Genomic DNA, 13,601 nt, shown 5'->3' on the forward strand with positions numbered 1-13,601 from the left:
TCGGACACGCACTCGTTCTGCCACCCGGACAGAATGACGCCCACGCGCCGTCCACCACAGCACCCGGACGGCGCGTCACATCACAACAGGGCAAAGGTTGCCTGATGCGGCACTAGCGTTCCGGCACGCCGGGCGCCGCCATCGGCGACGACTCGACCGTCAGCTAATGGCAGTGGAGCCGGGCCGACGCACTCCAGTAGTCGGACTGCCGGATGTGGGCGGACGGCCCGCCGGGCGGACGGCTCGTCGCGGGCGGATGCGCGAAGGGCCCCGCATGTGCGGGGCCCTTCGACGCGGGATGCCGTCGGGGTGGCCGACCGGCCGGTCAGCTGTCGCCGTTGCGCTCCCCCAGAGTGACCTCGGCCGTTGCCGTCCGGCCGTCGCGCTTGTAGGTCAGCGTTACCCGGTCGCCGGGCTTGTGGGTCCAGATCTCGCCGATCAGGGTCGGCCCGCTGTCGATCGCGGTGTCGTTGAACCTCGTGATGACATCTCCCGCCCTGAGGCCGGCCCGGTCCGCGGGGCCGTCCTTCGACACGGCTGCCGTACCGTCCGCCCCCTGGTCGGAGATGACCGCGCCGCCGGTCTTCTCGTCCATGGTGACCGTGGCGCCGATCACCGGGTAGACCGGCTTGCCGGTCTTGATCAGCTGCTGGGCGACATTCGTCGCCTGGTTGATCGGGATCGCGAAGCCGAGGCCGATGGAGCCCGCCTGGGTCTGGCCGACGCTGCTGCCGGTCGACTGGATGGCCGAGTTGATGCCGATCACCGCACCGCGCGCATCGAGCAACGGGCCGCCGGAGTTGCCCGGGTTGATCGAGGCGTCGGTCTGCAGGGCGCTCATGTACGAGTTGCTGCCGCCGGAGCCGTCGCCGGAGGCGACCGGGCGGTTCTTCGCGCTGATGATGCCCGTGGTGACCGTGTTGGACAGGCCGAACGGGGCGCCGATCGCGATCGTGGAATCGCCCACCGCGACCTGGTCCGAATTGCCGAGGGCCAGCGGGGCGAGCCCCGACGGCGGGTTCTTCAGCTTCAGAACGGCGACGTCGTAGCCCTGCGCCCGGCCGACCACCTCGGCGCCGTACTTCTTGCCGTTGGAGAACGTCACCGTGAGCTGGCCACTGTCCGCCGCGGAGGCCACCACGTGGTTGTTCGTGAGGATGTGGCCCTCCTTGTCGTAGACGAAGCCGGTACCCGTACCGCCCTCGCCGTCACCGCCCTGTGCGTCGATGGTGACGACGCTGGGCAGCGCCTTGGCCGCGACGCCCGCGACCGTACCGGGATCGCGCTTGAGGTCCTGCGGGTTGGCCGAGGCCGAAACCGTGGTCGAGCCGGAGCCGTTTCGGTCGGCCGCCCAGTAGCCGAGGGCGCCGCCGATGCCGCCGGCGATCAGCGCCGCGGCCGCCACCGCCGCCACCAGCCCGCCCATGCCGCGCCTGCGCTGGCCTTCGGGGGCGTACGACTGGGGCGGGGCGCCCCAGACCGGATCGCCACCGCCCGCACCGTGGGACGCGTACGCGGGCACGGCGGGCGGGGGCGGCCAGTTGGCCTCGGCTGCCGACTGAGGCGCATGGGCTGCGTGTGGGGTATGGGGTGCGTGGGGAGGTGTCTCCGGGACGGGAGCCATGGGGGTGGCGGCGGCGGTGGTCGGTTCGGCCACCGGGGCGGGGGTGGACGCGGGCGTGCTCCCGGGTGGCCCCTGAGGAGCATCGGCCGGCACGGGAGGTGCGGACGGAACGGACGGAACGGCCTCGGCCGCAGTGCCCTCGTTGCCCTCGTTCTCTGTGCTCACAGCTCTTTACTCCTCGGTTCCACATCAATTTTTGGCAAGAGATCCGCTGTGTACGTGTCCCGTAACAGCCTTTCCCAAGGCACGTCAGGCCACTGTAAGCAGGACCTGTGCATCCGCACACCAATCTTTACATCGGGCAAAACGGTCTCACGAGGCAAGACGCACCGCCGCCGCGGCGCGGGGTGCGCACATCCGCCGCACAACGTGTGCACAGCGGTCGCCTCCCGGTGACACGATGACGCGGTGACCCACGCACGCCAGCAGCCCACGCACCACCCCATCCAGGTCATCGCTCACCGGGGCGCGTCCGACGACGCCCCCGAGCACACCCTGGCCGCGTACCGGAAGGCGATCGAGGACGGCGCCGACGCCCTGGAGTGCGACGTACGGCTCACCGCCGACGGCCACCTCGTGTGCGTGCACGACCGCCGGGTGAACCGCACCTCCAACGGCCGCGGCGCCGTCTCCACCCTGGAGCTCTCCGCACTCGCCGCCCTCGACTTCGGCTCCTGGAAGGACCGCGAGGAGTCGGAGTCCCCGGACTGGGATCCGGTGCCGGGGGAACTCACCTCCGTACTCACCCTGGAGCGACTGCTCGAACTCGTCGTCGAGACCCGGGCCGCCGGGCGTCCGCTCCAGCTGGCGATCGAGACCAAGCACCCCACCCGCTGGGCGGGCCAGGTCGAGGAGCGGCTGCTGCATCTGCTGAAGCACTTCGAGCTCGACGACCCCTCGACCGACGACCTGTCACCGGTACGCGTCATGAGCTTCTCGGCGCGCTCCCTGCACCGCATCCAGGCCGCGGCCCCCACCCTGCCGACCGTGTACCTGATGCAGTTCCTCTCGCCACGACTGCGCGACGGGCGGCTGCCGGCCGGGGCGCGGATCGCGGGCCCCGGGATGCGGATCGTACGCAACCACCCCGGATACATCGAGCGGCTGCACCGTGCGGGGCACCGCGTGCACGTCTGGACGGTGAACGAACCGGAGGACGTGGAACTCTGCGTCGACCTGGGCGTCGAGGCAATCATCACGAACCGCCCCAAACAGGTTCTGTCACAACTGGGACGCTCTTAACATCAGTTACACGGAGTACACCGGCGCATTCGAACCGTATTTGATCGTTACGAGTGCGTCACCGGCAGTCCATTGGCCGGTTTCCGGTCCAGTCCAGGGGGGCATCCACTCCGTGGCGTGGGGCAAAGGAGGTCTCGGGGGTGGCGTTGGTGGTGGCACAGGAAGTGCCCACGTCGTCGAGCATGGCCGTACCCCATGGCCCTGCGGGCGTGGGCCAGGCGCGGCACCGGATGCGCGAGCAGTTGCGCAGCCACGGGGTGTCGGATTCGGTCGTCGACGATGCTGTACTGATTCTTTCCGAACTGCTCAGCAATGCCTGCCGGCACGGCAGGCCACTGGGCCGGCACACGGATGTGGGTGACGGCGACGTCCGCGCCGCATGGCGCGTCGACAGAACGGGCGGGCTGACCGTCGAGGTGACGGACGGAGGCGGTCCGACCCGTCCGGTTCCGGCCACGCCGTCGGTCACGGCGCGTGGCGGCCGCGGGCTCAACATCATCAGTGCGCTCGCCGACGAGTGGGGCGTACGCGACAGTTCGTCCGGTGAAGTGACCGTCTGGGTCCTCGTCAACGAGGGACACGGGCAGGAGTCCGGGGTGCCGGGTACGCCGGGGCCGGGCGTGTCGGGGCTCGACGCGCTGGGCTTCGCGGACGCCTTCGACGACGTCGGCTGACGTTCCGGCGCGGATACCCGCCGCCGCGGCGGCGGGGGGCGCGGCACCTGTACGGGCATACGCAACGATGCGCGGGCACGCGGAAAGGCGCGTTCCGCACCCCGGTTCCGCCGGACGTGTGGGCGCGTGTGTCCCGGATGTGACAGGGACGGCTAGGCTCGCGGCCCAGACCGCACTGTCGCAAACGGGAGAAAGCCCACCATGGCCAAGAAGCGCCCTCAGACCAAGGCCGGGAAGCAGCAACTCAAGGATGGCGAGATCCCGGTGGTCGGGGCTCGTGAGCCCTGCCCGTGCGGTTCGGGCCGCCGCTACAAGGCATGTCACGGCCGCGCCGCCGCCCAGGCCGTGACCGAGCTCGTCCACCGCCCTTTCGAGGGTCTGGCCGGCGAGTGCGACTGGGTCGCGCTGCGCGAGCTGGTGCCCGCCGCCACGGTCGCGCTGACGCTGAAGGACGGGCTGCCCGAGGGCGTGCCCTCGGTGACGCTCGCGACCGTCCTGCCGATGGCCTGGCCGGCGCTTCGCCGCGACGACGGTTCGGTGCTGCTCGCCCTGCAGAACGACACCCCGTCCGGCGACCTCAGCCGTGACCTCGCGGACACCCTGCGGCGGGCGCTTGCCGCCGAGCCCGGTTCGCCCGTGGCGGCGCAGCGCGTGCCGGCCGACGGCCCCCGGCTCCAGGACGTGCTCGACCCCGACGCGGCGTTCGAGCCCGTCGTCCACTCCGGCTTCGAGTTCTGGGTTCCGGACGCGGAGAACGCCACACCCGAGGTGTCCGCCTCCCTGGAGCGCGCCAACGAGGCGGCGATCCCGACGACGCGGCTCGCCGGCGTGGATGCCGCCTACTGGTGCGAGACCCCGGAGAAGAACCACCTTCGCTGGGTCATGCCGCACGCCGAGGAACGGCTGCTCGACGCGCTCGCCCGGCTGCACACCGCCGGCACCTCCTCGCTGGGCGAAGGGACCAGGCTGGTCGGCTCCTTCCGGGCGCACGGGCTGATGGTCCCGGTCTGGGACCTGCCGAGCGCGATGGGGGCCGAGGAGTGCGAGAAGCCCGCGGCCGAGTTCGCGGAGCGACTGACCGCGGCGCTCGCCTCGGACGCACCGCTCACCGCCGAGGAGCGGCGGGCCCGTGGCGGGCTCACCAACCGCCAGGTGACGCTCAGTTGACGGTGACACCCACCGGACCCGCAGGGCCCGTCGGGTGACTCGCGTCACAACTCCCCGTACTCACAGGTAAATCCCTGTCCGAATACGCGAGATCGAATTTGCGAACGGCAGATCTCTTGTTACCGTTCTAGAAGCCCGGTCGCTGGTGCATCCCCCGTCGCCAGCGATCGGGCATCCTCATTTCCGGGCACGGCGCACAGTGCGCGACGCGGCGCACGAGCCGGCGCACAAGCCCCTCGCCGGTACGCCCCGGCTCATCGGGCACTACGGTCCACGACCGCCCCGCCAGCGAGTACCCCGTCCCACATCCTTTGCTTCCCCCACATTCCCCACTCGACAGCAGACCCCCTGCGTACGACCGACGGAACGGGAGAGCTGGAGGGCCGACGGAACCGTGACCACCGCAGGAGCCCGGACGCCCGGCGCGTCGGTGAACCGCGCGGGGACCGACCGGTCTCGGACAGATACCGGATACCGAATGCCAGATATCGAATGCCGGGTACCGGATGCCGGACGATCTCCACGAATACCCGCCGCCACCCCACTTCGGGGTTAGTCGAATAGATATTCGAAAACTCCGTCCGGGGCGTTCCGGAAAGGCCGTCAGAAAGTCTTCTGCCGCCAGACTTTGCAGCGGCAGACTTTGCATTTGTGCGGCACGGGCCGCGATCGGATCCGCGACCGTATCCGCCCGCGGGAAACCGATCACCCCGACAGTCACGAACCTCGTCTGTCAGCTTCGCATGAGTTTCTGACGTTCCGCCGGATATTCCGACGGAATACCGGGGCCGGCGCGGCTCGCCCCTTCGCTCCGGTACCTGTCAGTACGCGAGCCGGCTGCCGCCGTCCGGTGCGCCGCTGCTCGCCTCGACCAGCGCGTCCAGCACCGCCCCCACGTCCGGCAGCCACGGCGCGGCGGACGCCGGAGCCGGGCCCCTGCCGTTCGGACGCGGTCCGGCCTCCGGGGAGGGAATCCGCTCCCAGCGCACCTGCCCCGCCCCCACTTCGGACGGCGGAAGGACGAGATAGCCGCCCTCCCCGTGGAAACGCAGCGAACTGGGTACCCAGTCCTGGGCGTACAGCAGCTCACCGAGCCGTTCGAGGGTGTACGGGGCGACCAGCAGCGACCACCGGGTCGGCGTCGCCACCACCGGTCCGAGCCGCACGCCCATCCGGTCCAGCTCGACCAGCGCCCGGGCGGCGGCCACGGCCGGCAGGCTCAGCGCGCACGGGGCGCGCCCTCCGGTGGCCAGGAGGATCGGAACTGTGGGCCGGTTGGCCCACCACCAGCGCACCATGCGCTCGTCGGTGGTCGCCGCGAGGAGACCGGGATCGAAGGGGTGTGCGCCGGGCACGGCGCACTCGGGATCAGGACAGGCGCAGCCGCGGCCACGGCCACCGCGACCACCGGCCGCCTCCAGCCCCACTCCGGGGAGCACTGGCCACTGCCATGCGGAGGCACAGGTCAGAGCCGCGTCGAGCTGGGCGGGCCTTCCCCTGCGCCGGAGCCTGCGTCGCCTTCCGAGGATCTCGCGCATGAGCGCTCGTTCCTTTCCGTTGAACGCCGAGAGTCCACTTCACACCACGTGTGAGTCGCTGTACGTGTACATCAATTCACTGTGCGTACATGCTCTTCAAATCTGCGGTACGGGTGGGTCGTCGGTACCGAGCGTGGGCCGAGCCGAGTCGAGCAGGTGCGAGACGGGTCCGGACGAACAGGTCCGGACAAGCATGGCGAGGAGCAGCGCAGGTATCGCGCCTGCCGTCCCAAGGTGCAAACCCCGCCACTCGGGGGTGGGGGCGTGGCCGTCACAAGAGAGGACGTCCGGGCCCACTGCCGGGTTCCGGGGCGATCGAACTGCCCCTGACCTTCATCGATTACGTACCCAGCATGCCCGAAATGACGCTCCCTCCGGGACTTCACCCCGAGAACACCCCCTGTTCGAGCACGCCCAGTCGACCGCAAATGCCTGCCGCGGGGTGCGTTTTTTGGCCAACTTAGCAGCCGCTCGGACACCATAAATACCGTACGGACAATGCTGGACATCGCCTCACTTGTGCGTGTACATGTGGTGCTACGTGTACATGCGGATGCACTGATAGCGGCGCAGTATGACATGGGGGTTTGCGATGCTATTCGACAGAACGCACTGGTCGGAAAGCCGACGACCATGAGCGCCCCACACCTGCCGAAAGTGGCTGGAATCGATCCCAAAGTTCCGGTTTCAGCGCACACTGCCGGGCCACTGTCCGAAGCGTCCTCCGCCCCGGGAGCCTTCATCCAGGACCGGCTCGCCGGCTGGGTCTCCGACCTCACCACGTTGCACGAACTCACCGAGCAGCTGGCCAGAACCGGCACGCTCGACGACGCACTCCACGAGCTGCTGGACGCCGGAGCCTCCCTGGTCGGCGCCCGCCGGGGCCTGGTCGCCTTCGAACCGTCCGACCGGCGCGGCCCCGTGAGCACCATCGGCCTCGGGCTCGCCCATGCCGAGCTCGGGCAGATCGAGACGGTGCCGCGCACCGCCACCTCCTACGGCCGGATCCTGGAAGGGCTCCCGGACACCGAAGGCGCGCAGACCACCCCCGACCTGCTCGGCGACACCGGCCTGGACCCCCGCCGCCGCGAAGTCGCCGCCCGGCTCGGGTACGCCGCCAGCTACGCCGTACCGATCACTGCCGAGGCGACCGGCCGGCTCGGGGCCGCCGTCTGGCTGTACGACGAACCCGCCGAACCGCTGGAGCGCCAGCGCCATCTCATCGGCCTCTACGCCGGATACGCCGGTGAGCACCTGGCCAGGCTGTTGGAGCTGGAGCGGGCCAAGGCCGATGTCGCCACCGTCGCGGAGGAACTGCTGCCCACCCGGCTGCCCCGGGTCGCCGGAGTACAGCTGGCCGCCCGTCACCGCAGGGCGGCGCAGGGTGGCGGCGACTGGTACGACGCGTTGGCGCTGCCGGAGGGTGCGCTCGGTCTCGCCGTGGGCTCGGTGAACGGCTCCGGGCCGAGCGCCCTGGCCGCCATGGGACGGCTGCGGGCCGGCCTGCGGGCGTACGCCGTAATGGAGGGCGAGGATCCGGTCGCCGTGCTCTCCGATCTGGAACTGCTGCTGCGGCTCACCGAACCGGCCCGTACCGCGACCGCGCTCTTCGCCTACTGCGAACCCGCCGAGCGCAAGATCCTGCTGGCCGGCGCGGGCCACACCCCGCCGCTCGTCATCGGCGACCGGCGCACCGAGTTCATCGAGACCTCGGTCTCCGCGCCGCTGGGCATGCTCGCCTGCTGGGAGGCGCCCAGCGTGGAGATCACCCCGGCTCCCGGCGAAACCGTTCTGCTCTACACCGACGGACTGCTGCGCCGCACCGGCAACTCGACGGACCGGTCCTTCGCGCGGCTCCACTCGGCGGCCGCGTCGGTGCCGAAGGCGATGCGCCACGACGCCGGATCCGTCGCCGACCATGTGCTGCGCACCGTGCTGCCGGACGGGCTCGAACGGAGCGACAGCGCCGAGGACGTGGTCGTACTGGCCGCGCGTTTCGAGTGAAGGCGCCCGGTAGCCTCCCGGCGCTCTGATCCTCGCGGCACTCCCGGCCCAGCCATGTAACAGGTCTTCCGGCCCTGTGCCCCCTTCCGTACGCCCGTACGATGGTCGGGGTCCAGTGTCGTATCAAGGAGAGACAAATCGTGGCTGAGGAGCTCACCCCGGAGAACCCGGAGACCGAGGAAGAAGAGACGGTCAAGCAGCGGAAGAACGGCCTGTACCCGGACGTCTCCGATGAACTCGCCGCGAACATGAAGTCCGGTTGGGCCGATACCGAACTGCACGGCCTCGAACCGATCGCCCAGGCCGCACACACGGCCGCCCGCCGCGCCGCGCTCTCCGCGCGTTTCCCCGGTGAGCGACTGGTCATCCCCGCGGGCAACCTGAAGACCCGCTCCAATGACACCGAGTACGCCTTCCGCGCCTCCACCGAGTACGCGTACCTCACCGGCGACCAGACCCAGGACGGCGTCCTCGTCCTGGAGCCGACCGAGGACGGTCACGAGGCGACCATCCACCTGCTGCCGCGCTCCAACCGCGAGAACGGCGAGTTCTGGCTCGACGGCCAGGGCGAGCTGTGGGTCGGCCGCCGTCACTCCCTCGCCGAGGCCGAGCAGCTGCTGGGCATCCCGGCGAAGGACGTCCGCGAGCTCCCCGCCGCGCTGACCGGGGCCACCGGCCCGGTCCGTAACGTCCGCGGCCACGACGCCGGCATCGAGGCCGCGCTGACCGACAAGGTCACCGCGGAGCGCGACGAGGAGCTGCGCGTCTTCCTGTCCGAGGCCCGGCTGGTCAAGGACGCCTTCGAGATCGCCGAGCTCCAGAAGGCCTGCGACGCCACCGCGCGCGGCTTCGAGGACGTCGTGAAGGTCCTCGACAAGGCCGAGGCGACGAGCGAGCGCTACATCGAAGGCACCTTCTTCCTGCGCGCCCGCATCGAGGGCAACGACATCGGCTACGGCTCGATCTGCGCGGCCGGCCCGCACGCCACCACCCTGCACTGGGTGCGCAACAACGGCCCGGTGCGCTCCGGCGAGCTGCTGCTGCTCGACGCCGGCGTGGAGACCAACGACCTCTACACCGCCGACGTGACCCGCACCCTTCCGATCAACGGCACGTTCACGCCGCTGCAGCGGAAGATCTACGACGCCGTGTACGAGGCCCAGGAGGCGGGCATCGCCGCCGTCAAGCCCGGCGCCGACTACCGCGACTTCCACGACGCCGCACAGCGGGTACTCGCCGAGAAGCTCGTCGAGTGGGGCCTGCTGGGCGACCTGTCCGTGGACAAGGTCCTGGAGCTGGGGCTCCAGCGCCGCTGGACGCTGCACGGCACCGGCCACATGCTCGGCATGGACGTCCACGACTGCGCCGCCGCGCGCACCGAGACGTACGTCAACGGAACCCTGGAGCCCGGCGTCTGTCTCACGGTCGAGCCCGGTCTGTACTTCCAGACCGACGACCTGACCGTGCCCGAGGAGTACCGGGGCATCGGCGTCCGGATCGAGGACGACATCCTCGTCACCGAGGACGGCAACCGGAACCTCTCCGACAAGCTGCCGCGCCGGGCGGACGAGGTCGAGGAGTGGATGGCTCGGCTCAAGGGCTGATCCGGAACATCCGGCGGGTCCGGCGACGGGCCCCATGCGTCGAAGGACGCCCTGCTCAGGACACCATGAGCAGGGCGTCCTTCCGCCATTTCAGGACCTTGTCGAAGCTGACCACGGCACCCTGGCCGGGGCGGTTGCCGAAGTGCACGTGGTCGGCGAGCTGCTCGATCAGACACAGCCCCCGCCCGTCCTCGGCACTGAGCGGCGGGTACTGCCGGGGTTCGTACTGCTGGGGTCCGTACTCCCGGGTTCCGTGCTGCTGGGTTCCGTGCTGCTGTGCGGAGGTGCGGTGCGTGCGCCGGGCTGGGAAACCGGGCCCAGAATCGGCGACCTCGATCCGGCACTTCTCGCCGTCCAGATAGGCGGTGACCCGGTACTGCCCCGAGGCGGCCCCGGGCAGCTCGTCCCATACGTCCCACGGGTCCCGGGCACCGCCTTGGTCGGCCTGGCTCTCCTGGACGCTGTGGTCACCGCCGTGCTCGACGGCGTTGGCACAGGCCTCGCTGAGTGCGACCGACAGGTCGAAGGAGATGTCCGGATCCACGCCTGCGGTCTCCATCGTGCCCAGCAGAAAGCGACGGGCGAGCGGAACGCTCGCGGCCTCGCGCCGCAAATGGAGGGACCACCAGATGCTCATGCTCCAGCCTCCTGGCTGCGGCTCGACATACCGATACCTATTGCCGCGCAGCACCGTTCATAAGCGCAGACCGGATGTGAGACCGCTCATTCGGCGGATACCAGCGCTCCGTACACCCGTGTATGCCCGACCCGGCCGACGCCCCCCGACCGGCGTCCTGAACCGGCCACCGCGGCCCCGGCACGCTCCAATCGGACGGAAGACAACCTTCCGGACCTGCCGCACGGAGCCCGGGGGCTCGGTGCGATGATGGCCCCGCCATGTCTATGCCTGTCGCACGCGCCGGAGCCGGTCTGCGGCTCCTGAGGACCGCGGTGTTCACCGCGGTCTGTGTCGCGTTGTCCGCGGCAGGTCACTCCCTGGCCTCCTGCGCGCCCGTCCCCTGGTGGACCCTGCTCGCCGGATTCCTGGGCATGTCCGCGGTGGTGGCACCGCTCGCCGGACGCGAGCGTTCACTGCCGTCCATCGCCGCCGCACTCGCGGGCGGACAGATCGCCCTGCACGCCCTGTTCGGCATGGGTACGCACGGCACCCCGGCGAACGCCGCAGCGGGCGACGACTCACTGATCCGGTTCGCCGCGAGCCTCGTGTGCGGGGCCGGGCCGGCGCAGCTGAGTGCCGCCGAGGCGCAACGCATCGTCACCACCGCGGGCATCGACCCGGCGTCGGTGGCGGCCGGCGGCCACCAGCACATGGCCGCCGCGTCCGGCACGGATCCGGCCGCCCTCGCCGCTCTGCTGCCCGACCTGCCCATGGTGCTCGGCCACCTGCTGGCTGCGGTGGTCACCGGCTGGCTGCTGCGCCGCGGCGAGATCGCCCTGTTCCGGCTCGTCCGGCTGTCCGCGCACGGCGCCCAGCAGATCGCTGCCGGGGCCCGGCTGCGCGCGCTGCGCGCGGCGCTCGCCCTGGTCGACGCCCTGCGCGCCGGACTTCCCGGCGGCCCCACGACCGGGCCGTGCACCGCCCGTACGGCAGTCGACGCCCCGGCCCCCGCCGCCGGGGACCCGTTGCAGCACCTGGTGATCAGGCGCGGTCCGCCCGCCGCGTACGCGCTCGCAGCCTGACGCGACACCCTCCACCCGGCGCACGGACCGCTCCGTGCCGTACCCGGTCGCGCATACCCGCCGCTCGGGAAGGAGAGGAGAGGTGTCGTGATGCCGTCGCGCACCCGCGCGCCGGACCGCCTTTCCTTCGTGCTTCCGTGGAGTAATCCCTGTCATGAACGTTTCCCGCATCGCCCTCGCCGGCGGCCTCGCCGCGTCCACCGTCCTGCTCCTCGCCGGTACCGCCTCCGCGCACGTCAGCGTGCAGCCGCAGGGCGAGGCCGCCAAGGGCGGCTACGCCACCGTCAACTTCAAGGTCCCCAACGAACGCGACGACGCCTCGACGACCAAGCTCGAAGTCAGCTTCCCGACCGACCACCCGCTGGCCTCCGTCATGCCGCAGGCCGTACCCGGCTGGGACATCGAGGTCACCAAGAGCAAGCTGGCCAAGCCGATGGAGATGCACGGCCAGAAGATCAACGAGGCCGTCTCCAAGGTCACCTGGACCGCCAAGGGCGACAAGGACGAGCGCGGCATCCGCCCCGGCGACTTCCAGCAGTTCCCGCTCTCCATCGGCCAGCTCCCCGAGGACGCCGACCAGCTGGTGTTCAAGGCCATCCAGACGTACGACAACAAGGAAGTCGTCCGCTGGATCGAGGAGCCGAAGGACGGCGCCGCCGAGCCCGAGAGCCCGGCGCCCGTCCTCGCCCTGACCGCGGCGACCGCCGGCGAGCACGGCTCGGCCGCCGATGCCAAGGGCGCCGGCGAGCACGCGGCGGACAAGAAGACGACCGCCGCCTCGGACACGTCCTCCAGCGACACCACGGCCCGTGTCCTCGGCATCGTCGGCATCGTCATCGGCGTGGCCGGGGTGGCCTTCGGCGTGCTCGCCGGCCGCCGCCGCGCCGCCTGATCCACAGCCCCACACGTCCCACCGACCACCAGGAATCAGTGCTCCATGCCCAAGAAAACGGTGCTGGCCGCGGCGTTCGCCGCCGCGGCCGCGCTCACCCTGTCCGCCTGCGGCAGCAGCGACGACAGCACCAAGAAGCCCATCGCCGATGTGTCGGTCCAGGCGAAGACCAAGGCCGCGACCGCCCTTGACCAGCCGTTCACCAAGCCGAATCTGGTACTCACCGACACCCACGGCAAGAAGTACGACCTCCGGGAGCAGACCAAGGGCAAGCCGACCCTGATCTACTTCGGCTACACCAACTGCCCCGACGTCTGCCCGCTCATCATGAGCAACATCGCCATCGCCAAGAAGTCGCTGCCCAAGGCCGACCAGGAGAAGCTCCAGGTCGTCTTCGTGACCACCGACCCCGAGCGGGACACCCCGTCCTCGCTGGGCAGCTGGCTCAAGTCCCAGGACGCCTCCTTCATCGGCCTCACCGGCGACTTCCCGACCATCCAGGCGGGCGCGCGCCAGATCGGCATCGGCATCGACGCGCCGAAGAAGGAGAAGGACGGCACGGTCGTCTCGATGCACGGCTCCCAGGTCATCGCGTTCTCCCCGAAGACCGACAAGGGGTACCTCGTGTACAGCGAGGACACCTCGCCCGACGACTACACCAAGGACCTTCCCAAGATCATCAAGGGGGAGACCCCGTGAACCGCCGCACCACCCTCGTCGGCGTCATCGCCCTCACCACCGGGCTGACGCTGGCGGGTTGCTCGTCCTCGGAGAGCAGGCCCGAGCTGAAGGTGACCGGCGCGTTCATGCCGCAGCCCGTCAGCGACATGGCGGCCGGCTTCCTCGTCGTGAAGAACAGCGGCGGGGCGTCCGACCGGCTCACCTCCGTCACCAGCCCCCTCTCCGACGACGTCACGATGCACGAGACGAAGAACCAGACGATGCGCATGGTGACGTCCTTCGACGTGCCCGCGGGCGGCGAGCTGGATCTGGAGCGCGGCGGGAACCACATCATGTTCATGAAGCTCAAGCAGCAGCCCGAGCAGGGCGAGACGGTGCCCGTGGAGCTGCACTTCGAGAAGGCCGACCCGATCAAGGTCGACCTTCCCGTGAAGGAGACCACCCACAACCCGAAGAAACAGTGAGGGACTGACT

At 70.3% G+C, this 13,601-nt stretch carries 12 protein-coding genes; 9 read left to right on the plus strand and 3 right to left on the minus strand.

Annotated elements, in window-relative coordinates; genetic code table 11:
• Nucleotides 1-325: 325 nt before the first annotated feature.
• Nucleotides 326-1,789, minus strand: a complete 1,464-nt coding sequence (locus ABZY11_RS03490) for a trypsin-like peptidase domain-containing protein (protein ID WP_356477517.1) — start codon at nt 1,787-1,789, stop codon at nt 326-328.
• Between the two features lie 243 nt (nt 1,790-2,032).
• Between ABZY11_RS03490 and ABZY11_RS03495 the strand changes: the two genes are divergently transcribed.
• From ABZY11_RS03495 to ABZY11_RS03505, 3 genes are all read left to right on the plus strand, one after another.
• Nucleotides 2,033-2,866, plus strand: coding sequence for a glycerophosphodiester phosphodiesterase (locus ABZY11_RS03495; protein WP_356477518.1), 834 nt, complete (start codon nt 2,033-2,035; stop codon nt 2,864-2,866).
• A 53-nt stretch (nt 2,867-2,919) separates the two neighbouring features.
• The gene (locus ABZY11_RS03500; protein WP_356477519.1) at nt 2,920-3,540 is read left to right on the plus strand and encodes an ATP-binding protein; all 621 of its coding nucleotides are present in this window, start codon (nt 2,920-2,922) and stop codon (nt 3,538-3,540) included.
• A gap of 201 nt (nt 3,541-3,741) precedes the next feature.
• On the plus strand, nt 3,742-4,707 hold the full coding sequence (locus ABZY11_RS03505) for a DUF5926 family protein (protein WP_356477520.1): 966 nt from the start codon (nt 3,742-3,744) through the stop codon (nt 4,705-4,707).
• An 821-nt stretch (nt 4,708-5,528) separates the two neighbouring features.
• Here ABZY11_RS03505 and ABZY11_RS03510 read toward each other — a convergent pair.
• Nucleotides 5,529-6,245 (minus strand): bifunctional DNA primase/polymerase, encoded by a 717-nt coding sequence (locus ABZY11_RS03510; RefSeq protein ID WP_356477521.1) that lies wholly within the window; start codon nt 6,243-6,245, stop codon nt 5,529-5,531.
• A gap of 657 nt (nt 6,246-6,902) precedes the next feature.
• Between ABZY11_RS03510 and ABZY11_RS03515 the strand changes: the two genes are divergently transcribed.
• Nucleotides 6,903-8,249, plus strand: a complete 1,347-nt coding sequence (locus ABZY11_RS03515; protein WP_356477522.1) for a PP2C family protein-serine/threonine phosphatase — start codon at nt 6,903-6,905, stop codon at nt 8,247-8,249.
• A 140-nt stretch (nt 8,250-8,389) separates the two neighbouring features.
• Entirely contained in the window at nt 8,390-9,853 is a 1,464-nt protein-coding gene (locus ABZY11_RS03520; protein WP_356477523.1) for an aminopeptidase P family protein, read from the plus strand.
• 55 nt (nt 9,854-9,908) lie between these two features.
• Here the strand turns inward: ABZY11_RS03520 and ABZY11_RS03525 are convergent, their stop codons facing one another.
• The gene (locus ABZY11_RS03525) at nt 9,909-10,490 is read right to left on the minus strand and encodes an ATP-binding protein (RefSeq protein WP_356477524.1); all 582 of its coding nucleotides are present in this window, start codon (nt 10,488-10,490) and stop codon (nt 9,909-9,911) included.
• A gap of 260 nt (nt 10,491-10,750) precedes the next feature.
• On the opposite strand from ABZY11_RS03525, the gene ABZY11_RS03530 reads away from it, so the two are divergent.
• The 4 genes from ABZY11_RS03530 (at nt 10,751) to ABZY11_RS03545 (ending at nt 13,591) form a co-directional block, all read left to right on the plus strand.
• Nucleotides 10,751-11,554 (plus strand): hypothetical protein, encoded by an 804-nt coding sequence (locus tag ABZY11_RS03530; RefSeq protein ID WP_356477525.1) that lies wholly within the window; start codon nt 10,751-10,753, stop codon nt 11,552-11,554.
• 154 nt (nt 11,555-11,708) lie between these two features.
• A complete protein-coding gene (locus ABZY11_RS03535) occupies nt 11,709-12,446 on the plus strand; it encodes a YcnI family protein (protein WP_356477526.1) in 738 nt (245 codons plus the stop codon).
• Nucleotides 12,447-12,491: 45 nt separating this feature from the next.
• Nucleotides 12,492-13,145, plus strand: coding sequence for an SCO family protein (locus ABZY11_RS03540; protein WP_356477527.1), 654 nt, complete (start codon nt 12,492-12,494; stop codon nt 13,143-13,145).
• On the plus strand, nt 13,142-13,591 hold the full coding sequence (locus ABZY11_RS03545) for a copper chaperone PCu(A)C (RefSeq protein WP_356477528.1): 450 nt from the start codon (nt 13,142-13,144) through the stop codon (nt 13,589-13,591). Before ABZY11_RS03540 ends, ABZY11_RS03545 begins: the two co-directional genes overlap by 4 nt.
• Nucleotides 13,592-13,601 lie beyond the last annotated feature (10 nt).

Source organism: Streptomyces sp. NPDC006510, from assembly GCF_040611955.1.
Taxonomy (GTDB): Bacteria; Actinomycetota; Actinomycetes; order Streptomycetales; family Streptomycetaceae; genus Streptomyces.